19 protein-coding genes and 1 pseudogene are annotated in these 21,311 nt (G+C 39.9%); 13 read left to right on the top strand and 7 right to left on the bottom strand.

The window, feature by feature from the left end; all coding sequences use genetic code 11:
• Positions 1-11: 11 nt before the first annotated feature.
• The 3 genes from NSS81_RS07750 to NSS81_RS07740 are packed head-to-tail and all read left to right on the top strand — an operon-like array spanning position 12 to position 4,088.
• Complete coding sequence (locus NSS81_RS07750; protein ID WP_342432930.1) at positions 12-1,604, top strand: class I adenylate-forming enzyme family protein; 1,593 nt, start codon at positions 12-14, stop codon at positions 1,602-1,604.
• A gap of 18 nt (positions 1,605-1,622) precedes the next feature.
• The gene (locus tag NSS81_RS07745) at positions 1,623-2,948 is read left to right on the top strand and encodes an MFS transporter (RefSeq protein ID WP_342432929.1); all 1,326 of its coding nucleotides are present in this window, start codon (positions 1,623-1,625) and stop codon (positions 2,946-2,948) included.
• Positions 2,949-2,993: 45 nt separating this feature from the next.
• Positions 2,994-4,088 carry an alpha/beta fold hydrolase gene (locus NSS81_RS07740; protein WP_342432928.1) on the top strand — a complete coding sequence of 365 codons (1,095 nt, stop codon included), beginning with the start codon at positions 2,994-2,996 and terminating at the stop codon, positions 4,086-4,088.
• Positions 4,089-4,450: 362 nt separating this feature from the next.
• On the opposite strand, the gene NSS81_RS07735 is transcribed toward NSS81_RS07740, so the two are convergent.
• Positions 4,451-6,304, bottom strand: a complete 1,854-nt coding sequence (locus NSS81_RS07735; protein ID WP_342432927.1) for an LTA synthase family protein — start codon at positions 6,302-6,304, stop codon at positions 4,451-4,453.
• 258 nt (positions 6,305-6,562) lie between these two features.
• Positions 6,563-6,901, bottom strand: coding sequence for a DUF192 domain-containing protein (locus NSS81_RS07730; protein WP_342432926.1), 339 nt, complete (start codon positions 6,899-6,901; stop codon positions 6,563-6,565).
• A gap of 240 nt (positions 6,902-7,141) precedes the next feature.
• On the opposite strand from NSS81_RS07730, the gene NSS81_RS07725 reads away from it, so the two are divergent.
• The 10 genes from NSS81_RS07725 (at position 7,142) to NSS81_RS07680 (ending at position 14,764) form a co-directional block, all read left to right on the top strand.
• Positions 7,142-7,312 (top strand): Flp family type IVb pilin, encoded by a 171-nt coding sequence (locus NSS81_RS07725; RefSeq protein ID WP_342432925.1) that lies wholly within the window; start codon positions 7,142-7,144, stop codon positions 7,310-7,312.
• Between the two features lie 101 nt (positions 7,313-7,413).
• Positions 7,414-7,929 (top strand): prepilin peptidase, encoded by a 516-nt coding sequence (locus tag NSS81_RS07720; protein WP_342432924.1) that lies wholly within the window; start codon positions 7,414-7,416, stop codon positions 7,927-7,929.
• Positions 7,929-8,306 (top strand): TadE/TadG family type IV pilus assembly protein, encoded by a 378-nt coding sequence (locus NSS81_RS07715; RefSeq protein ID WP_342432923.1) that lies wholly within the window; start codon positions 7,929-7,931, stop codon positions 8,304-8,306. Before NSS81_RS07720 ends, NSS81_RS07715 begins: the two co-directional genes overlap by 1 nt.
• Positions 8,307-8,308: 2 nt before the next feature.
• Positions 8,309-9,268: a Tad domain-containing protein gene (locus NSS81_RS07710; protein WP_342432922.1), complete on the top strand. Its 960-nt coding sequence runs from the start codon at positions 8,309-8,311 to the stop codon at positions 9,266-9,268.
• A 24-nt stretch (positions 9,269-9,292) separates the two neighbouring features.
• Positions 9,293-9,916 carry a Flp pilus assembly protein CpaB gene (cpaB, locus tag NSS81_RS07705; protein WP_342432921.1) on the top strand — a complete coding sequence of 208 codons (624 nt, stop codon included), beginning with the start codon at positions 9,293-9,295 and terminating at the stop codon, positions 9,914-9,916.
• Positions 9,913-11,097: an AAA family ATPase gene (locus NSS81_RS07700; protein WP_342432920.1), complete on the top strand. Its 1,185-nt coding sequence runs from the start codon at positions 9,913-9,915 to the stop codon at positions 11,095-11,097. The genes cpaB and NSS81_RS07700 overlap by 4 nt, the downstream gene beginning before the upstream one ends.
• Positions 11,098-11,110: 13 nt before the next feature.
• The gene (locus tag NSS81_RS07695; protein WP_342432919.1) at positions 11,111-12,454 is read left to right on the top strand and encodes a CpaF family protein; all 1,344 of its coding nucleotides are present in this window, start codon (positions 11,111-11,113) and stop codon (positions 12,452-12,454) included.
• A 2-nt stretch (positions 12,455-12,456) separates the two neighbouring features.
• Entirely contained in the window at positions 12,457-13,419 is a 963-nt protein-coding gene (locus tag NSS81_RS07690; RefSeq protein WP_342432918.1) for a type II secretion system F family protein, read from the top strand.
• A gap of 3 nt (positions 13,420-13,422) precedes the next feature.
• A complete protein-coding gene (locus NSS81_RS07685; protein ID WP_342432917.1) occupies positions 13,423-14,355 on the top strand; it encodes a type II secretion system F family protein in 933 nt (310 codons plus the stop codon).
• Positions 14,356-14,425: 70 nt separating this feature from the next.
• The gene (locus tag NSS81_RS07680; protein WP_342432916.1) at positions 14,426-14,764 is read left to right on the top strand and encodes a helix-turn-helix transcriptional regulator; all 339 of its coding nucleotides are present in this window, start codon (positions 14,426-14,428) and stop codon (positions 14,762-14,764) included.
• A 118-nt stretch (positions 14,765-14,882) separates the two neighbouring features.
• Here NSS81_RS07680 and arcC read toward each other — a convergent pair.
• From arcC to arcA, 5 genes and pseudogenes are all read right to left on the bottom strand, one after another.
• A pseudogene (gene arcC, locus NSS81_RS07675) lies at positions 14,883-15,845 on the bottom strand (carbamate kinase).
• 62 nt (positions 15,846-15,907) lie between these two features.
• Entirely contained in the window at positions 15,908-17,398 is a 1,491-nt protein-coding gene (locus NSS81_RS07670; protein ID WP_342432915.1) for a YfcC family protein, read from the bottom strand.
• A 29-nt stretch (positions 17,399-17,427) separates the two neighbouring features.
• A complete protein-coding gene (locus NSS81_RS07665) occupies positions 17,428-18,783 on the bottom strand; it encodes a M20 family metallopeptidase (protein ID WP_342432914.1) in 1,356 nt (451 codons plus the stop codon).
• Between the two features lie 77 nt (positions 18,784-18,860).
• Complete coding sequence (gene argF / locus NSS81_RS07660; RefSeq protein WP_342432913.1) at positions 18,861-19,871, bottom strand: ornithine carbamoyltransferase; 1,011 nt, start codon at positions 19,869-19,871, stop codon at positions 18,861-18,863.
• A gap of 50 nt (positions 19,872-19,921) precedes the next feature.
• Positions 19,922-21,202 (bottom strand): arginine deiminase, encoded by a 1,281-nt coding sequence (gene arcA, locus NSS81_RS07655; RefSeq protein WP_342432912.1) that lies wholly within the window; start codon positions 21,200-21,202, stop codon positions 19,922-19,924.
• Positions 21,203-21,311 lie beyond the last annotated feature (109 nt).

The following is a 21,311-nucleotide window of genomic DNA, read 5'->3' as shown; positions in this document are numbered from 1 at the left end:
GAGGTGTAACGATGAATATCATCAAAGAAACCCACTTTAACCGTGAATTAAAAGTATTTGAGAACCGACCAGAAAATCTATTTGCGATGCTGGAAGCGAGTGCCAAGAAATGCCCTGATCACGAAGCGATAGTAAGGAACGAAGTGCGCTTAACGTATAAAGAGATGGTTGATAAAGCAGAGAAGATTGCTGGCAATTTACAAAACTCCATGTGTGTTCAAAAAGGAGACCGCATTGCTTTGTTATTAGGGAATAGTATTGAGTTTTGTCTGCTGATCTTTGCCTGTGCAAAAATAGGGGCCATTGTCGTTCCATTAAATACAAGATTAAGAGAAAAAGAGCTTTCCTACATGATTAAACAATCGGGTAGCAAACTCTTGTTTGTAGATGATGAATTCCTGGAAAAGGTTGAAAACATGAGGGATGAAGATTCCAGCTTAGAAGTTCAATACTTTTTCTTAGTTGGAGATCAAACGGCTAAACGTAAAGACTATTTGCCTTTTGAAATTTTAGATCAGCCCTCCACCGTGGTCGAGATTAATGTGTCGGAGGATGACCCTTTATTTATTATGTACACATCTGGTACAACTGGTCTTCCAAAAGGTGCAGTCGGCAGTCATTTAGGCGCCATCCACAGTTCGATTAATTATCAATCGGTATTACAGTCCAATCACGAAACAAGAACATTAATTGCTGTTCCGCTCTTTCATGTCACAGGCTTGATTGGCCAGTTCCTCCATATGATAAGGGTTGGCGGAACTTCGGTTATTATGACCAGATATAAAACAGAGGAATATATCCGATTAACGGTGGAAGAAGAGATAACCTTTTTGTTCAACGTCCCTACCATCTACATTATGATGATGGCTCATGCCGATTTTTCATTAAATAGTTATCCAAAAGTCAATTGTATCGCCTATGGTGGGGCACCAATGTCAACCGAAACCATCTATAAATTAAAGAAGTACTTTCCCAATGCCTACCTGCACAATGCTTATGGAGCAACGGAGACGTCCTCACCTGCCACAATCATGCCGCAGGTTTATGATGCAGCGAAGGTCGATTCAGTCGGATTGCCTGTACCTGTTGGAGAGATGATCGTGGTAAATGAGCTAGATGAGCCCTGCTTGCCCGGAGAAGTTGGTGAATTGTTGATTAAAGGGCCAATGGTCGTCGAAAGCTATTGGAACAATGAGACTGCCAACCATACTTCATTTCTTAATGGATATTGGCGTTCTGGTGATTTGGCAAAAATTGATGGTGATGGTTTCGTCTATATCGTCGATCGGAAAAAGGATTTAATCAACCGTGGCGGTGAAAAAATATTTTCGATTGAAGTAGAAAATGTCCTTTATAATCATCCGCAAGTACTGGAAGCGGCAGTAGTTGGTGTTCCAGATCCAGTCTTTGGTGAAATTGTAAAAGCGGTTATTGTAGCTAAGGCGGATGAAAGCATTGATATTGAAGAAGTAAGAGCGTTTGTTGCACAGCATTTAGCAAATTATAAAGTTCCGAAACTAGTAGAATTGGTTTCTGAATTACCGCGTAATCCGGCAGGGAAAATTTTAAAAACCGCGCTGAAAAATATACCCAGCGTTAAATAAGAGAGGATGAGAGAAGAAATGTCTACTATTGTAAAAAAAGCATGGGGATATCGCTATGCAGTTCTAATCATTCTATGGTTAGTTTATATTATTAATTATTTTGATAGAATGGCCGTTTTGACTTTTCTTCCATTCATTCAGAAGGATTTAAATTTAACGCCTGTAGAAGTAGGTCAACTTGCTTCAGTGTTTTTCTTTGCCTATGCTGCTGCCCAAATCAGTGCAGGATTTCTTGCTGATAAATTTGGCGCAAAAAAGGTTATGTATATTGCTATTACCGTATTTACCTTTGTTACGGCGCTAACAGGTGCCGTGAAAAACTTTTCCCAGTTTATAGCGCTCCGCATTGGTTTAGGGCTTGGGGAAGGGCATCATTTTGCTCCGGCGATTCGAGCCATCAATAACTGGTTTCCTAGTAAAGAAAGAGGAAGAGCCGTTTCGTTTTTTGCCACTTCCTGGGCAGTTGCCCCTGCCATCGTCCCTGTTATCGTCACTAGTATCTCTTTCACCTTTTTTGCTGGGGAGTGGAGACCGGTATTCTATGTTCTTGCGATTCCAGGTGTGATTGGAATCCTCTTATTATGGCGTTTTGTAGCAGATTCACCAAAGGAAATGATTGCGAAAGGGAAATTGAGTAAGGATCAGGATATTGAGGAAGATAACGGTTCACCAGTTAAAAAGATGTCAAAAGAAGAAAAAAGAAAAAGTTATGGTGTCTTCCTGAAAGATATTAATTTTTATGTATTTACGATTTGTCTATTTTGTCAGTTAGCAGTTTACTGGGGAACAACGACCTGGTTAACTTCCTTTTTGGTTACACAGCATGGATTAAATCTTAAGGAGATGGGTTTATTCGCCTCCGCTCCATATATTGTTGCCTTCTTCGCGATGATGCTCGGGGGATGGATGATGGATAAAGTCGTTCATCGAATGAAGCCTGTTGCTTTGATTGGCTATATCGGAAGTATTCCTGTGCTCTGGATGCTTGGTGCTGTTGAAAAAGGCAATACAGGTCTGTTACTAACCCTGTTATTGCTCGTTGGATTCTTTGTTAATCTAAACTTCGGCTCCATTTATGCTTATTTGCCTAAATTATATCCAAAGGAAGTCGTTGGAAGTGCCACGGGATTAGCGAATGGAATTGGTCAGATGGGTGCTTTCGTGTCTCCACTTGTTGCCGGTTATTTAGTTACCGTCGGAGCAAATGGAACACAGGACTTTAGCAAAGTTTTCATCTTCTTTGCGATTATTTCTGCGATAGCGGCTGTCTGCGCCATCATTCTTAAAGAGAAGAAGGTGAACACCAGTATTCCTTTGATTAACGAGGATAAATCAGCAAGTTAATCTGGAATCGGCATGATTGTAAGGATTATAGAGGAGGAAAACATTTTGGCAATAGGTACGGGAAATAATAATCCGCTTTATTCATTTGATTTTGAAAAGGAAACAGCACGCTGGAACGGATTTTTAAATGCCGTTAACGGTCCAAAACCTAAGACTGAGCATACCACGAGACAATCGATCTGGAAAAAAAACAAAGCTACATTATGGCATTATCCTGCTGTAGAAAAGAAATACGAAGTACCGATCTTTATTATTTACTCTCTATTTAATCAGGCGACGATTCTCGACTTAGCACCAGGATCAAGCATGCTGGAGAGATCAGTAAATAGCGGCTATGATGTGTATTTATTAGATTGGGGTATCGCAGGCTACGAGGATAAAGAAATAAATATTGAAGATTATATTGAAGATTATATTAAGAAAGGGGTTCGACGGGCATTACGACATTCTGGTGCGGAGGAAGTTACTGTTCTCGGTTATTGCCTGGGAGGTACAATTGCAGCAATGTATGCATCGATTGCAGAAGAACCAATAAAAAATTTAGTGGTCGCGGCTGTCCCAATTGACTTTAGTGTAGCGGCCATGCCAGAAACATGGGCGGAAGGACTAAAGGATGGCAGGTTAAATTTGGACCGCTTCATAGATGTGAATGGGATAATGTCTTCCGAAAACGTCGAGGCAATGTTTAGGATGACCACATCACCTGTTTATTACGGTCCCTATGTAACACTTTTATCTCGGTCCTATGATACGCGTTTTGTCGAGAAATGGCGGCGGATGAATACATGGACATCTGGCCATGTTCCATTAACCGGCGGAGCCTTTCGTCAGTTAATGAAGGATCTCTTTCAGGATAATAAACTTGTTAAAGGTGAGTTTACCATCCATGGCAAACAAGTTGATTTGAAAAATATTCATACTAATCTATTAGTTGTCAGCTCTAGCAACGACAAACTTATCCCTGAAGAGCAGAGTCTGCCATTGATGGATTTAGTCTCCAGCCAAGATAAAACCTATCAGCTTGTGGAATCAGGTCATGTCTCGCTGGCAATGAGCGGGAAATTAAATCAAATTTTAGACAATTGGCTGCCTGAGCGTTCACAAGAAATTGGTAAAGCTAATAAGAAGATAAATAAATAAAACGAGAAAATGCTATCCTCTTTTCCTTTGAATGGGAATGAGGATAGCATTTTTTTGAATTTATAGCCGGTATTGTGGAGTCCTGGACCGAACAAATTATGGACTTTGCGGAATAACTTGTGAACTCCGCGGAATTGGGCGCTAACCTCGCGGAATACATGAACATTTCCGCGGAATAAACACCGAATCCAGCGGAATCAGACGTCCTAGCTCTAAAAAGGGGGAAGAATCCTCTTGAAAGTAGCTTGTTTTTAGAGGAAGGGCGACCTCTCATAATGAGAATCATTAACAATGGAGATTAATGGCTAAATGTTTCAAAAAATAAACAACAGCTGGACCGTAATAATGGTCCAGCTGTTGTTTTACTCTTTCGTTTGCTCGGTTCTTATAAAATCGGAGTGTTTCATAATTAGTAAGGTGTTGTCGATTTTTTCTTGCATTCTATTTGTATTTTTCGTTTTCTTCATCGTCTTTTGATCATATAAAGATGCGGGAAGCTTTGCACTCGGTGCCGTATAGAGCATTTTATCACTGATGAACGACCCGCCCGGCAGGTAATACCTCATCCCAAGCAGATTTTGTTTATATTGAAATAAGTTATGGCCAATCATTTGTGCATCATGCTCGATACCAAGCAAGTTCAGTAGTGTTGGCATCAGGTCAATTTGCCCGCCAAGATGGGAAGAGGATTCCCCGTTAAAGATACCAGGTACGGTAAACAGAACAGGCACCAAGAAGCGATCCTGCAAATTGTACTCATGCCCCAGCAATTCCTTTAACAGTACTTGATCGTGTTCGGTAACCGGAGCACCATGCAAACCAGAATGATCACCATAGATAAGCACGACGGAATCCTCATAAATACCAAGGTCTTTTAACTGTTCAATAAACAGTCCGATTTGTTCATCCGTGTACCGAATCGATTGTAAATAGTTACCGACGTAAGTTCCTTCGTATTTTTCCGGCAAGTCCAGAAACTCAAATTCATCAGGCATTTCAAAAGGAGTGTGGCTTGTCAGGGTAATAATATTTGAGTACATTTTTTCATGGTTACTCAATTGTGATGGTAGCTGTGATTCAACAAAACTAAATAATACTTCATCCGGCGGACCAAAGCCGATTTCTTCCTCGTCAGGGATTTCATCACTTGTAAAAACATAATCAAACCCAAGGGCCGGATATAATTTATCACGACTCCAATAGGTTATGTCATCGGCATGATAGGTGGCCGTTCCGTAGCCATTTTTACTTAATGTACGAAGAAGCGAAGGAACCTCGCTGTCATCAATGAGATTGACCGTTGGATCCATTCCTTCAGGATAAAGGGAGGTATGCATCAGCCATTCCGCATCCGATGTATTCCCTGCTCCGATTTGCTGGTAAACATTATCGAAATAGGCACTTTCTTTAAGCAGTGCATTTAAATTAGGTGTGACTTCTTGACCATTCACCTTTTGATTGATGACAAACTCTTGCAAGGATTCTACCTGAATGGTAAAAACATGGCGGTCTTTCGCCAAACCGAAGGTATCATGCTCGGTAAAAGGAACAAAGTCATTCCCCTTTAATTTCGCTAGTTCCTTATCGGTCAAATTGTCATTCGTTGCAAAAGCCTTGCCAATGCTGCGCTCAAACACTTGCACGATTTGCGATTGAATATACCCATGCTTCTTTGCAAAGTAAGAAACATCAATTAACGGATAACGAAAAGCAATAATCGTCATGATCAGCCCCACACAGCTAAATGTGATTGCCCAGCTTTTCGCACCAGAACGTGTGATAGGCTTAGAAAATCTTGAAAAATACCAAACCATCGGAAGGATTAGCACCACGTCTAAGAAAAACAAATAGTCGTAGGGAGTACCAAGCAGCGCCACCGTGCCACCGACTGAATTGGACTGATAAATTTGTTTTACATCATAATAGGATGGAACGGTTGAAAAATACCTTGTGTAATACATGACGACAACAAAAAGTGTCGACAGAATCAAGCTATAAATCCAAATGGCCAACCAAGTACGTTTCTTAAAAACCATCATTAGTATCATTAACAGCAGTGCCCACATCGGAAATTCCACTAGCAAATTATGCACAATCGATTTATTATCGAAAATGACCACCTGAAAGGCTGTAATTTTAATAAACAAGATAAACATAACGAATGTAATTGGCTGAAAAAAACTCTCCCTCAGATACGTAACCAGCTTATCTTTCATGTAGAAACGCACCTCCCCTGAACATAAATCTCTCTCTCTCTTAAACTTATCAAAAGTACTTCAACTCCTGCAACTGAAACACATAGGTTAAATATATGTAGGTTCATGTTTAAGCATACAGATATATTATCATGTTGAAGGGGCATGTTGGTAGGAGTAATAACCTTTTATTTCTAATTTTTGAAAAATAATAAAAAAAGGTCAGAAACTCGGAGAGGTGGTTGAGTTTCTGACCATTATTTATAGGAATCACTTTATTTATTCTCCAACCGAACATTGAATTATGTTACCAATGTTTATTCCTAATTTTTCTACAGAACCTGCTGGAAGTTCTAAGGTTGAGTATGCTGCCTTTACTGGTTTAGTCATTCTCCAGGGCTTTAAGCTATGATGTATCTCAATCACTTCATTTTGTTCGTTAAGAAGAACAATGTCTAATGGAAACTTCATAAAGAACATATGCACTGCATTGCAAGGCACAATCCACAGCCCTTCATCCTTAATAGGATCCCTTCGAAACATTAATCCTCTTAATCTTTTAAAAAATGAATCAGCCATTTTAATTTGATAAGGGATAGTAACAACCATTTCCTCCATAGTAACGCTCCTTCTATAGATAATCTATTATACGTTCATTATATTAAACTTAATGTTCTTTTGAAAGAACGAGAAACTAAGTAAAAAAGAGAATTAGAGAGAAAAAGAGAGAAAGGTATATAAAAATACGCTAAAACGAACGAAAATGGACGTTTTCAAATCTTTCGGTTCGTTATATATTAAATACAAGTTCTAAATATAGAACGCAATAAAAACTAAAAAATACTAGGAGGAAACAAAATGTTACAAAAAATGAAAAACTTAGTTGTGGAAGAAGAAGGACAAGCAATGGCTGAGTACGGGTTACTTCTTGCATTAATTGCAGTAGTAGTTGCAGTTGTTGCTGTTACTTTAGGTACAGAAATCTCAGCTACCTTTACTAGTGTTATTAACAAACTAAAAGGACTCTAGTACGACTGGTACGAGTGCTACTTGATGGTTAATTAGTTTGAAAAAGCCCTGTTTCTTGCTAGAGAAGCGGGGCTTATCTATATGAAAGGAGGAAGGAAGTATTGGAAAAGGTCATCCTAGTAGTTGTTCTTTTTATTTGTCTCTTTACAGATATAAAGTCAAGAAAAATATTAAATATAGTTACTTTACCCACAATATTTACTGGTTTGATTTACCACATTATTATAAATGGAAATAAAGGTCTCTTATTTAGTGGAAAAGGTTTTCTAGTAGGACTAGGATTACTTATTATTCCCTATTTATTAGGTGGTATGGGAGCAGGCGACGTGAAACTAATGGCAGCGATCGGAGCATTAATGGGACCTAGTTTCGTATTTTACTCGTTTATTTACACAGCCTTAATCGGAGGCGTCATTGCACTACTATTAATTTTTAAAACAAGGGGTTTTATAAACACCATTAAATCATTCTTTTTTAATTTAACAAATCTAGTATTTTTTAGAAGTAACCTAGGATCAATGATAATACCAAAAGACAAAAAAAGTAGTATCTCATTCCCTTATGGAGTTGCGATCGTGCTAGGTACACTTTCTACATTAATTTGGGGTGGATTTTGATGAAATCGCAAAAGGGTCAATCGCTTGTTGAGTTTGCACTTGTCCTACCGCTACTAATTTTACTGCTGTTTGGAATTATTGATTTTGGACGAATATTTCATGCGTATTTAACAATTGATCATACAGGTAGAGAAGCTGCTCGTGCTGCTAGTATCGGTAAAGATGATACAACAATTAAAAACAAAGCCGTGAATGATGCGGTTGGTATTGGTTTAACTATCACTGATATAGGTATATCTCCACCAACAGCAACCAGGGAATCGGGGAACGATGTCACAATAACAATTACATATCCAATTACCTTTCTGACACCTGTAATTGGAAGTGTTGTAGGGCCAATTACCTTAACAGATACTACAGTAATGAGGGTGGAATAAAAATGAAGAGATTAATAAGATTGTTAAATTTGCGAGATGAAGGCGGTTCGGTCTTAGTGATGGTGGCTATTTCGATGGTTGCTCTCTTAGGCTTTACAGCTTTAGTAATAGATGGCGGCAGACTCTATTCAGAGAAAAGCCAGCTACAAAAGGCCTTAGATGCTTCAGTTCTTGCTGGGGCAAGTGACCTAACGGTTAGTCAAAGTAAAGCGGTAAGTACAGCTATAGATATAGCTAGCAAAAACAATTTAACTCTTACTGCTTCGGATATAAAAACGGGTCCTAATTATATTCAAATCAAAAAAACTATCAGTAAAAGCCTCACTTTTGCAAGAATAATTGGAATAGAAACAGCCGAAGTACCCGCTTTTGCAAAAGCCCAATTAAAAGGGGGTCTGTTAGGCAGGGAAGGGATTGTTCCAATCGCTATCCCAGCCGATAAAATTCCTGATCCTACTGACCCATTTCCTGAATTCCCTTTAAATTTCCAGCCTGGAAAGGGTAATGATGAGGAAAACTCATCCATAAGTGGCAACTTTGGCTTTCTATCTATCAGTGGTCCAGGTGGAATGGACCTGCGTTTAGGTATTATGAATGGGGCAGAGTTGGAAGTTTCTGAAGAAATGTATGAGTATACAAAAACTGGATTAAGTTGGGGTAATGTTAAATCCGGGATTAACTATAGGATTGATGAAGATAAAACTGATAGACCGTATTGTTCAACGTATGAGACAGCTGATAGCTCTTGTAGCCGAGTAATTATTGTGCCAATAGTTGATAGTTTTACTGATGTTAGTGGGAAAACATTGGTGAAAATAGTTGGATTTGCTTCGGTTTGGATATCCAAAATAACTGGTCATACTGTACAAACAAAATATATAGAAACTATTACATTTGGGGAGTTTGGAGACCCAAGTGATGTAGATGATTATCACGTGTATGGTGTGTCTCTTGTAGAATAGGTTTGCTGGAAGGAGGAGAATAAAATGAATACCAAAAGAATATGGATAATTTCCTTAATATTAGGACTGACGGTAGCCGGTTTTGTTTATCTAACGACATTCGCAAAAGAAAATAGTGCCACTCCTGCTAGTGTTCCAGTTAGCCAGGAAAAAGATGATAAAGATGATGTAAAAACGGAAGAGGAATTAGCACAAGAAAAACAGGCTAAAAAAGAACAAGCGCTCATAAGAGAATTCATTAACCCAATGGTAGATGTGAGTACAGGAAAGAGAGCAATTTCGTTAAAAATAAATCTTGAACAGGGTGTTTCCGGCTATATAGCTCCGAATTCAATGGTCGATGTTATCGCCTATGAAACGACTAAGGATGACGCAACAAAAAAAGAGTTTAAATCGGCAGTGTTAGTTCTAGAAAATGTAAAGGTTTTAACTTCTGGTAAATCTGCTGACACAAAAGATGCGGTCCTAAACTACGAAACGGTTACCCTAGAAGTCACGGTTGATGAAGGGGTCATGCTTGGCTTAGCTTCGAAAGATAAGGATGGTTTCTATTTAATGCTTCGAAATCCTGAGGACACAGAAACGGGAAAAGCTGGATTAAAGCAAACAAGAGAAGTAATTAAAGAGGAGGCTGAAGAAACGAAATGAGCATAAACTGGGTTTATTTTTCAGATACGAATACACCTCCTGGAGAAATTAAAGTACTACTAGGAAAAAACAATTTTCAACTCACAACTACGAATCAAATTGAGAGACTACATAGTCTGTTAATTGAGAATAACCAGTCTGTCCTTTTTCTTAAGGCCCATACATTGCTTAACGTTTACGAGCTTTGTCAGGAAATCTCAGCACGATACCCGCATGTATATATTATTTTAATTGCTCCTGATAACATGGAGAACCTTAAAAAGGCGATGCTGATGGGGGCTTCCGATACACTTCGCTCTTCTTATGAAACCGAGGAGCTTTCTGAAGCAATCGGTCATGCAAAGAAATATATGCAGCATCGAGCAGGTCAGGATAAAAGTCTTATTAATCTTATCAAAGAACAAAGCAGAGTGATTGCTATCTCTGGTCCCAAGGGTGGCGTGGGCAGAACCATTTTAACGGTTAATTTAGCAGTTGCATTTTCACGAATAGGAAAGAAAGTTGCGATTATTGATGGAAACCTACAATTTGGTGAAGTTGCGCTGTATTGTAATCTGAAACCAAAACGAACGATTTATGAATGGGTAAAAGAAGGGTATGGCCGCCCGAATTATGACATTAACCAATATATGTCTGTAAGTGAATCTGATGTTTCCGTTCTCGCTGCCCCTCCACGTCCTGAGTTCTTCGAGGGGATTTCTGAAGAACATGTAAAAGTAGCGATTGAAGAAGCGAAGAAATTTTTCGACGTTGTTTTAATCGACATTCCAGTTAATCTATCAGATATTCATTTGCGTTGTCTTGATCTAGCAGATGAGATTTTACTTTTAACAATCAATGAACTCTCTGTTTTACGCTTAAGCCAGCTCTATCTCGAAACATTAGAATCGATTAAATTAAAGGATAAAGTGAAGATTATTTTGAATCGAACAGGAAAAGGCCAAAGTCTCGAAGTAAAAAAAATCGAGGAGATCTTTGGTATAAAAGTCTACCATTCCTTGCCAGAACAGGCAGTCGTGGCGGCTGCTTCAATCAATGCAGGCTACCCGTTTATTCTCTCGCACTCCCGGAGCCAACTGGGCAAGGCAGTATTAAAGCTTTCAGAGAAGCTGTACGAAGAGAAAAGTGATGGACAACTAGAAACCAAAAAAGATAAACGCTGGTTTCTTTTAGGAAAGTGAGGAGGAGAGGGAAATGTCATTATTTAAACGTTATATCGAGGATGCCAATACCACTACTACCACAAACCAAACCTCCCAAGAACTTTCTTTTGTAAAAAAATCTCCGGAATTCTGGGACTTAGAAAACGATCTTCACAATCATCTACTAGAAGAGTTGAAGAAATATCCGGGACAGGATAAAGAACAAGAACGAAGTATGATCGAGGAATTGGGCGAAGCGTTTTTTGACCAAGAAGGCACAAGACTCACCTTTGAAGAAAAGCAAGAAATCCTGGGCTATGTCAAAGACGAACTTCTTGCTTATGGACCGATTACACCAATGTTAGAAAACCCGTCAATCAGTGAGGTTATGGTTAATAGTTTTGATGAAATTTACTATGAAAAAAACGGTAAAGTTTATCGGAGTAATGTGCATTTTATTGATAACCAACATGTCATGCGTGTGATTGAACGAATTGTCGCTCCGATTGGTCGCCGTGTTGATGAAAGTTCGCCAATGGTTGATGCTCGTCTCCCAGATGGCTCCCGGGTAAATGCGATTATTCCTCCACTGGCTTTAAAAGGGCCGAGCTTAACAATCCGGAAATTCTCCGATACACCTTTTACGATAAAAGATTTAGTCCATTTTGGAACGGTGAATAACATAATGGCCGAATTTCTCGAGGTTTGTGTTAAATCAAAGCTGAATATCTTTATTAGCGGCGGTACAGGTTCAGGGAAAACCTCTACGTTAAATGTACTATCTTCATTTATTCCAAATAATGAACGGATTGTTACGATTGAGGATGCTGCCGAATTAAAGCTAAATCAAGAACATATTGTCGCCCTTGAGTCTAGACCGCCGAATATTGAGGGAAAAGGACAAATTTCCATTCGCGATTTAGTACGTAATTCGCTGCGGATGCGTCCTGACCGAATTGTCGTCGGGGAGGTTCGTGGTGCCGAGGCCTTGGATATGCTCCAAGCAATGAATACCGGTCATGATGGTAGCTTGAGCACCGGCCATGCCAACTCTCCTCGGGATATTCTTTCACGCTTGGAAACGATGGTATTAATGGCGGGCTATGAGCTACCGGTAAAGGCAATCCGTGAGCAAATTGCCAATGCTCTAGACATTATTGTTCACCAATCACGGATGAAGGATGGGACTAGAAAAATTACTCATATAACAGAAGTGCTGGGAATGGAAGGGGATACAATTGTTCTTCAAGATCTTTTTGTGTTTAAGGAAACAGGCTTCATAGATGGACGAATCGAGGGAAGAATGGTGAGTACAGGTATTCGCCCAAAATTCACCGAACAGCTAGAAATGAATGGATACACCGTACCTGCTTCCTGGTTTGTTGGAGAGTGGTAGAGATGAAAATAGCACTCGTATTATTCAGTGTCTTTCTCGTTGTCAGTCTGTTGATGTATCTATTATTAACAATCTATTCTGCTAAAAAAAGAATCACGAACCGAGTGAAGGAATTCTTACCTACTTCCCAAGTGGAGGAAGCAGCTATCCAGAAGGAAAAAAAACTATCTTTTGGTAAGCAACTGATTCATTCGACTGCGAATATTTTTAAAAATGTCCAATTTAGTGACAGTACTGAGAAAATTTTGCGAGAAGCTGGAAGCGGTTTGAAGCCAGAAGAGTTTTTCGCACTTAGAATTCTCGCTGCGGTGGGTATGGGAATGTTTACCGCCTTTCTCGGACTTCCATGGTATCTTACCTTGTTGGCAGTATTCATTGGCTTTGCTTTTCCAAAATATTCGATGAAACGAAAACGGAAAAAACGCTTAGCACGTGTAAACCATCAGTTAGTAGAAGTGTTGGGGATGATGGCCAATTCGATGCGGGCTGGCTTCAGCTTTATGCAAGCGATGCAGCTTGTTGGTAAGGAATTACCCGATCCACTTGGACCCGAATTTGATCGCGTTGTTCGCCAGGCAGGTTTGGGGGTTTCTTTAGAAGATACATTTCAAGAGTTAGTTGAACGCCTACCAAATAAGGAGATGGAAGTAGTCGTCCGAGCGATTCTTGCCCAAAGGCGAAGTGGCGGGAATTTAGCGCAATTGCTCGAAACGATGGAAGAAACAATCAGAGGTAGGGTTAGAATTCTAGAAGAACTGAACACATTGACAGCACAAGGAAGAATGTCTTCCTGGATTATTACCTTGTTGCCTGTCGGCTTGGGTTTATATTTAGCACTGGTAAACCGAGAATATTTTGCACCGATGCTTGAGCATCCATTGGGATGGACGATGATGTTTGTCGCCTCGGTCTCGATTATTATTGGTTGGGCGATCATCCAGAAAATCATCCGAATTGAGGTGTAAGAAATGCTGGATATTATTTTTATCTTTTTAGTTGCAGGCTTTGTAACGACACTGCTAGCAGGAATATTGTTTATCGTTTTTAAAAGGCAATTAGCCTTCAATGAACGGGTGAATAAGTATTTTGCTGGTCCAATAAAAAAACAACATCTAGATACTTTGAAGGATAGTAACGGTCCGAATGTAAAGAAGGTACTCGATCAGTATTGGAATAAAGGAACGGATTATTTAAATAAGAAAGTTTCGAAGGTGGAAAGAAAAAAATTAGATATGCTAATACGGGATGCGGGCTACCCTTTTCGGACGGCGGTTGATTTTAGACTGTTCCAAATTGTCTTAAGTGCAGGAATAAGCTTGCCGATTTTATTCTTTATTTTACCTGCTGCCGAGAACAAACTGCTTATTTGGATGATGATTGGAACGATGGCGCTTTTAGGATTCCGACTACCAGTCTTTTATCTTGGTAAAAAAAAGACAGTGAGAATAAAGGCCATTAATATTTCAATGCCTGATTTTTTTGATACCGTCAACCTTTTGCTCGAGGCTGGGATGGGGTTGGATTTGGCGTTATCCGAGGTATCGCAAAAAATAAAAGGACCACTCGCCGATGAGTTTTTTCAAACGTTAGAGGATATGAAGCTTGGTAAATCAAGAAGAGAAGCCTTTTATGACCTTCGCAAACGGGTTCCTTCTGATTCATTCCAAGGAGTAATTACCTCGCTAATTCAGGCCGATCAACTCGGAATCGGCATGGCAAAAGTGCTAGGTAACTTAACGGTCCGGATTCGCGAGCAACGTCGTGAGGCTGCCCGAGAGCAGGCAATGAAGGCACCAGTAAAAATGCTTTTTCCAATGGTATTTTTCATTTTCCCGTCGTTATTTATTGTCATATTAGGACCATTGGTGATTACTTTGATTACAAAGGGTCTAGGCGGATAAGGAAGGTTGAGAGTGAATGGAATTTAAATATGGTTAAAAAAGTGTGTATGCTTTCAAGAGGAGCGATACAATGGACGGTAAAAAATTAAAAAAGTTGCGGGACGAAAAAGGAATCTCTTTAGGTAAGTTAAGCGAAATGACAGGCATTTCAAAGTCGTATATAAGTTTACTAGAAAGAGAAATCCAAACCAATCCGGGTCTAGATATCCTAGAGAAACTTGCTGAAACATTTGATGTGGAAGTAGAGGAACTCGTTCGAAAGGATAGTGGGTTCTCAACGCTTATCTCAAGCGGGAAAGCTCATGTAAAGAGCACCTTAAAGGTTGAAATTGAATTGTCTGAGGATCAGTTAACTCCCGAAAAATTCAAGCAAATAAAAAAATTAATCGATGCACTCAATACAGAATAAAACCCGCTGCCGAAAACACGGGTTTTATTTTGGTATTTGCTCCAAAAAGGCTGACCCAATAAGTCCGCAACTTACGAACCTTCGAGTAAGCCTCATAAATCCTAACTGTTATTTAACGTTAAACCGGAACCACTGCACCATGTATAGATACAACCGTTCCGGCTTTTCCCTTGATAGCATTAAAAGCTTGGTCTAAGGAGGTAATAATGGTTTTATGCTTAGGATTTGTCTCAGCAAAGTTGATGGCCGCTTCTACTTTAGGGAGCATGCTGCCAGCGGCAAAGTGGCCTGATTCGATAAAAGTATTTAGCTCTTATATACTTACCGCTTCTAATTTCTTTTGGGTTGGTTTGTTAAAATCAATGTAAACATTGTCGACGGCGGTGAGGATGATTAAGGCATCGGCATTGACTAGTTCGGCGAGCTTTTGGGAAGCAAAGTCTTTATCGATTACTGCTTCGATTCCGATTAAGCCGTGGTCTGTTTCAACGACAGGTATGCCGCCACCGCCTACGCAAATAACGATGTTTCCTTGTTCAACAAGTGAATTAATTACCGAATGTTCTTTGATACTAACGGGCTTTGGTGATGGGACAACTCGTCGCCAGCCGCGTCCGGCATCTTCTTTAAAGAAAGTCTCTGTTTCTGCCATTATTTTTTTCGCTTCCTCCTCACTGTAGAAAGGTCCAATCGGCTTTGTTGGATGAAGGAAGGCAGGATCATTTTTATCTACAACGACACGGGTAACGACAGTAACCACATTTTTCTCAATTCCTCGTTCTTTAAGAACTTTGTCCATTGCGTTTTGCATCCAGTAGCCAATCATGCCCTGACTCATGGCACCGCAAGTATCAAGTGGCATAGGTGGATTTTTACTAGAATCAGCGGCCTTTTGTTGAAGTAGAATATTTCCTACCTGTGGGCCATTTCCATGAGAAATAATGATATCCATTCCTTTTTCAATAAAATCGGCTAACTGCCTTGCTGTTATTTCAAGGGCTAATTGCTGTGCTTCCGCTGTTGCATCTCCTGATTGAATGGCATTGCCGCCTAATGCAATCACAACTTTTTGTCTTTTCATTTTTTACCGCCTCTCCAGTAGTTGTCTTTATTTTGGGTTGCGAGACTAAGCCCGCGCGTACTTTAGCTCATGATTGTTGCTGCACTCATAATCACCATAACGATGATCGTTAGTAGTAAGACCAATTTCCAAACATGCTTTAGGTATCTACTGTAGGGAATTCGAGCAATCGCTAGTGCTCCCATGATTACTGCGCTTGTTGGAGTGAGTAAATTGATGATACCAGAAGCACTTTGGTAAGCAGTGATCATCAAATGTCTGCCTACATCGGCAAAATCTGCTAAAGGTGCCATAATCGGCATCGATAAGGTTGCAAGTCCTGAAGTCGACGGTACTAGAAAAGATAAAGGTAGATAGAATAGGAAGGAAAGGTTCGTGAAGAGCACGGATCCCATATTATCTAACATTCCTTCTCCCCAGTGCAGAACGGTAGCGGTCATTCCGCCCGCATCCATCACAACGGTAATGCCTCGTGAAATACCGATGATAATCGCAACGCCTAATAAATCCCTTGCGCCGTTTATAAACGTGCTTGTAAAATTTTCTTCCCCCATTCTGAAGATAAAGGCAATGATGATCGAGGAGGTTAAGAATAACATCGTTAATTCACCGAACCACCAGTCACCTAATGGAATCATTCCGCCTAGTAAACTACCAATAACCGGAATATTGCTTAGGGCATTGGCAAAGTCTTCGAATATAGTAATATTAAATTTCCATGCCCAGGGGATCACCCCTAAAATCATGATGACAAAGGTTAGTCCAAATACGGAAAGAACGGCTTTATGACGACCAGTGAATTCCATTTCTGTTGCTGTTTCTTTTAGAAAATGCTTTTCATTTTCTTCTTTCATATCAGCAATTAGTGATTTTGAAGGGTTGTCTTTGACTCTTTTTGCATAACGCATGACAAACACAATCGCAATAATTAAGGTAACAACGAGGATGACTAGACGGATTCCCATCCCTTCGCCAATTGAAATTCCAGCAAATCCGGAAGCGATACCTGTTGCAAAAGGGTTAACCGTTGAACCTAAAACCCCGACCCCGGCACCAAGCGCAATAATCGAAACGGCTGTTAACGCGTCGTATCCAGCCGCGATCAAGACAGGGATGAGGATGGGATAAAAGGCGATTGTTTCCTCTGCCATACCGTAAGTCGATCCACCGATGGCAAATAACGTCATGAGAATTGGGATTAGCCATTGCTCTCGCCCTTTTAATTTCTTAATAACACGGGAGATACCCGCATCGATTGCCCCCGTTTTCATTACAACGCCTAGGAATCCGCCAATAACAAGCACGAATAGGGCGATATCCTTCGCATCGAAGAATCCGTTGATCGGTGCATTTAATACTTCCCATAAGCCTTGGGGAGTTTGTTCATCACCAGGTAACTCTTGATAGGTCCCGGAGACAGGGATTTCCGTTTCTGTCGCTTCATCCACTTTCGTATCATAATGTCCGCCAGGGACTACCCAAGTTAATGCTGCAATCACGACAATAATCATAAATAATAGCGTATAAGCGGTAGGCATTTTGAACTTTTTCATTTCAATTCCCCCATTAAATTATTGCAAATCTATCGGGTTAAAGCATAAATTGCTTTTGAATAAATGATCATCGCTGTATACATTTCATCTAAATCAATATGTTCATTTGGCTGATGCTCTGTTTTTGTTGCGTGAGGGAAAACAGCTCCGAATGCTACAAAGTTCTCCATTGCTCTTGCATACGTGGCGCCCCCCGATGAAATCGGTTCTGATTCCAGGTCATTTGTTACTTCTTGATATACGTTCATCAACGTTTTGATTAAATAATGATCTTTTGGTATATAGATGGATTTTAAATAATCAAATTCCTTGTATTCTAATCCACATTCCTTCGCCCTTTGTGATAGTGTGTCCACGATTTTCTGTTTATCCGCTGTCACAGGGATGCGAATGTCAATCGACAATCTTTCTACCTCTGGGTTCAACTCGATTTTTCCGACATTGAATTTCAATTTACCTGAGGCCTCATCTTCAAGTTCACCAAAGATACTCACCGCATATGGATCTTCCTTGACCAAATCATTGATAAACGCAATGGTTTTGGAGGTGTAGCCAATCCGTTTCAATGCAAGACATAAACGGTTAATCGCATTTATTCCTTTTTCGGTTACTTGAGCATGGACGGATTTTCCTATTACGACAATCTCCTCTTCAACTATTTCATAAGCGAAGTCTAATTCTTCCAAACTATCCTTTAATTCATCTATTCTTTCCCCTGCAAACCTAGCATGGTCAGGGACAGCATTAAAAGCATTGCCTGCCTTTATTCTGAGGCTTGTTTCGTTTTTCCCTTCTAAAAGCAGCTGAAGTAGTCCTTTTTCTGCATAAACTAGTGGGAAAGAAGAATCAGGGGTAAAACCCATTGTCGGAATTTCCTCGATTTCACAATAGCGATTCATACAACGCCAAAGCGTTTCTTCATCTGTCCCAAAAATAAATCGTACTCTTTTCGTAAAGGGAGTCCCAAGATTCAGTAACGCTTTTGTAGCAAACAGTGCGGCAAGAGTGGGTCCTTTGTCATCCTGTGTTCCACGTCCATACATTTTTCGCTCTTTAATAGTTGCTTGAAAAGGAGGGGTAGCCCATTCATCCCTTTTTCCGGCGGGAACAACGTCGAGATGTCCAAGGACACCGATCAATTCTTCGCCCTCACCAATTTCAGCGTAGCCATAGTATCCTTTGGGATCATAGAACGTTTTAAACCCAAGCTGTTCGCAAATTTCTAGTGTCTTTTTAAGAGCCAAGTCAATATTTTTACCAAAAGGATAATCTTCTTCGTTTTCTTCCATTACACTAGGGATTGCAACGAGTTGTATTAATGCTTGATGAAAATCATTTTCGATTTTTCGAAGCTCAGATCGTAACTGTTCATCTATCTTTTCCATGCACATCCTCCGTTCGATGAATTATTAATAGAAAAGGAGAAGAGGGGAGAATCGATCCCTTCTCCACCTTCTAAACCCTATTCCATATTGCCTAGAGTTGCTGCCATTACTGCTTTAATAGTATGCATTCTATTTTCAGCTTGATCAAATACCTTTGAATGTTTGCTGCGGAATACTTCATCCGTTACTTCCATCTCTGTAAGTCCATGGTTCGCGTGAATATTTTTTCCGTAGCTCGTTTCAAGGTCATGGAAGGCAGGGAGGCAGTGAAGGAAAATCACCTTGTCATTGCCTGTCATTTCAATCATTTCCATTTTAACCTGATAAGGAGAAAGGAGTTCGATCCTTTCGGCAAATTTATCTTCTTCACCCATGGAAACCCATACATCGGTATAGATGGCGTCAGCACCGGCAACAGCTTCTTCTACCTTGCTGGTGATTGTTACCCGACCACCTGATTGTTTTGCAAATTCTTGTGCTAATTCTACTATTTCTGTTGCTGGGAACAACGATTCAGGAGAGCAGATGCGAACATCCATACCAACGAGTGCGCCGCCAACCAGCAAGCTGTTAGCAACGTTGTTACGACCGTCACCAACGTAAACAAATTTAATTCCTTCTAGCCGGCCAAAGTTTTCTTTTACAGTTAGAAAGTCTGCAAGGGTTTGGGTTGGATGCCATAAATCAGTTAATCCATTCCATACTGGAACACCAGAATGTTCTGCTAGCATTTTTACCTTATTGTGTTCAAAACCGCGAAATTCAATTCCGTCAAACATACGGCCCAATACCTTTGCCGTATCCTCAATCGATTCTTTTTTTCCTAATTGGATGTCATCCTTTCCTAAATATTCAGGATGGGCACCAAGATCCGTACAAGCAACAGTAAAGGCACAGCGAGTACGTGTGGATGGCTTTTCAAATAAAAGGGCGATGTTTTTTCCTTCCAGGTGACGGTGGGGAATACCATGTTTCTTCTCATCCTTTAACTTCATCGCCAAATCAATTAGATAAACAAACTCTTCCTTTGTAAAATCCTTCTCAGCAAGAAAGCTTTTTCCGTATAAATTAGGAATGGTTAGTAACATTTGAATCTTCTCCTTTGAGTTTGATTGGTTACTATGTTATTTTTCTTTTTCTATATATCTTCACGAACAATGGGCATACTCATACAGCGTGGGCCACCACGGCCGCGGGACAATTCTGAACTGCCAATTTCAAGAACCTCAATCCCGTGCTGACGTAGCAAATCATTGGAAATATAATTTCGGTCGTAGGTAACAACCACTCCTGGTGAAATCGCTAGTGTATTAGAACCATCATTCCATTGTTCACGGGAGGCAGCGATTTCATCACCACCACCACATGGGATTAAAACGAGGTCATCTAGATGTAATACTTCTTTTAAAGCTTCCTGGAGGTTGATTCGGTGTGTGATTTTGGCATGCTCGTTATCCAGTCCTTTTTCAAGGATATAAACATTCATATTCCCTTGTGGACCTTGGATCTCAGGGTGGATCGTGAACTTATCGTAATCTACCATTGTAAAAACTGTATCTAGATGCATGAAGGCACGGCATTTAGGAATTTCTACGGCTACTACTTTTTTAATAGAATCTTGTTTCTCAAATAAGTTAAGCGCTAATCTTTCAATCGCTCTTGCCGAAGTACGGGCTGAAACACCAATGGCCACTACTTCATTACTAAGGACTAATTCATCTCCGCCTTCAATGGGGAATCCATAGTCACGGTTTAACCAGACTGGAACATCATGACCTGAAAATCTTGGATGATGGTTAATGATGTATTGCATGAATAAGGATTCACGACGACGTGCAGGTTCGCGCATCCGGTTGATCGATAATCCGTTGCCTATACTTGCTGCCGGATCTCGCGTGAAATACAGGTTTGGCATTGGATCTAAATAGAAGGGATAGTGATCTTCCATTAATTCATAAAGATGTGTTCTTTTACTCGCTTCTATTTCTTTCTTAAGTATTCCACTCATCACTTTATCAACCATATCCGCAGTAGAAAAAGATAGTAAATACTCTTTTAATAGCTTGGCTGCACCGTTGACATTGGCTTTGCTTTCTCGTAAAATATCATCAACAAATTGTTTTTTTATCTCTACATTACTTAAGGTTTCGACAACCAACTTTTCGAGGTATAGAACTTCTATGCCTCTATTTTTTAATGTTTCGGCAAAATAATCATGTTCTCTTTGAATAATTGGTAAATAAGGAATGTCATCAAATAAGAGTCGTTCAAGAAATTCAGGTGTTAGATTCTCGACTTCTTTCCCAGGCCGTTTAAGTAAAACAGTTCTTAAAGTACCAATTTCCGATGTAACATGGATCGGGTGCCTTAATTTTTGCTGTTTTTCCCTCTGAGAAGTGATTGCTCCTATACTGCTCATCTTTCTTCCTCCTTTATTTAGTCTATCCTTGCTACACCTTCAGTTTAATGGATATAAGCGTTTTATAATGTAAGGCTAATAACAAACTAAATGTTAAAATCCTAACGTT

The organism is Neobacillus sp. FSL H8-0543 (genome assembly GCF_038592905.1).
Classification (GTDB): domain Bacteria; phylum Bacillota; class Bacilli; order Bacillales; family Cytobacillaceae; genus Neobacillus.
This window is presented reverse-complemented; position numbering and strand designations above follow the sequence as displayed.

Bases quoted from the DNA above. Each gene is read 5' to 3' on its own strand.
- NSS81_RS07665 (WP_342432914.1), bottom strand. From the start codon at position 18,783: ATGGAAAAGATAGATGAACAGTTACGATCTGAGCTTCGAAAAATCGAA.
- NSS81_RS07725 (WP_342432925.1), top strand. From the start codon at position 7,142: ATGTTACAAAAAATGAAAAACTTAGTTGTGGAAGAAGAAGGACAAGCA.
- cpaB (WP_342432921.1), top strand. From the start codon at position 9,293: ATGAATACCAAAAGAATATGGATAATTTCCTTAATATTAGGACTGACG.
- argF (WP_342432913.1), bottom strand. From the start codon at position 19,871: ATGTTACTAACCATTCCTAATTTATACGGAAAAAGCTTTCTTGCTGAG.
- NSS81_RS07680 (WP_342432916.1), top strand. From the start codon at position 14,426: ATGGACGGTAAAAAATTAAAAAAGTTGCGGGACGAAAAAGGAATCTCT.
- NSS81_RS07710 (WP_342432922.1), top strand. From the start codon at position 8,309: ATGAAGAGATTAATAAGATTGTTAAATTTGCGAGATGAAGGCGGTTCG.
- NSS81_RS07735 (WP_342432927.1), bottom strand. From the start codon at position 6,304: ATGAAAGATAAGCTGGTTACGTATCTGAGGGAGAGTTTTTTTCAGCCA.
- NSS81_RS07745 (WP_342432929.1), top strand. From the start codon at position 1,623: ATGTCTACTATTGTAAAAAAAGCATGGGGATATCGCTATGCAGTTCTA.
- NSS81_RS07700 (WP_342432920.1), top strand. From the start codon at position 9,913: ATGAGCATAAACTGGGTTTATTTTTCAGATACGAATACACCTCCTGGA.
- NSS81_RS07670 (WP_342432915.1), bottom strand. From the start codon at position 17,398: ATGAAAAAGTTCAAAATGCCTACCGCTTATACGCTATTATTTATGATT.
- arcA (WP_342432912.1), bottom strand. From the start codon at position 21,202: ATGAGCAGTATAGGAGCAATCACTTCTCAGAGGGAAAAACAGCAAAAA.
- NSS81_RS07685 (WP_342432917.1), top strand. From the start codon at position 13,423: ATGCTGGATATTATTTTTATCTTTTTAGTTGCAGGCTTTGTAACGACA.
- NSS81_RS07690 (WP_342432918.1), top strand. From the start codon at position 12,457: ATGAAAATAGCACTCGTATTATTCAGTGTCTTTCTCGTTGTCAGTCTG.
- NSS81_RS07730 (WP_342432926.1), bottom strand. From the start codon at position 6,901: ATGGAGGAAATGGTTGTTACTATCCCTTATCAAATTAAAATGGCTGAT.
- NSS81_RS07750 (WP_342432930.1), top strand. From the start codon at position 12: ATGAATATCATCAAAGAAACCCACTTTAACCGTGAATTAAAAGTATTT.
- NSS81_RS07715 (WP_342432923.1), top strand. From the start codon at position 7,929: ATGAAATCGCAAAAGGGTCAATCGCTTGTTGAGTTTGCACTTGTCCTA.
- NSS81_RS07695 (WP_342432919.1), top strand. From the start codon at position 11,111: ATGTCATTATTTAAACGTTATATCGAGGATGCCAATACCACTACTACC.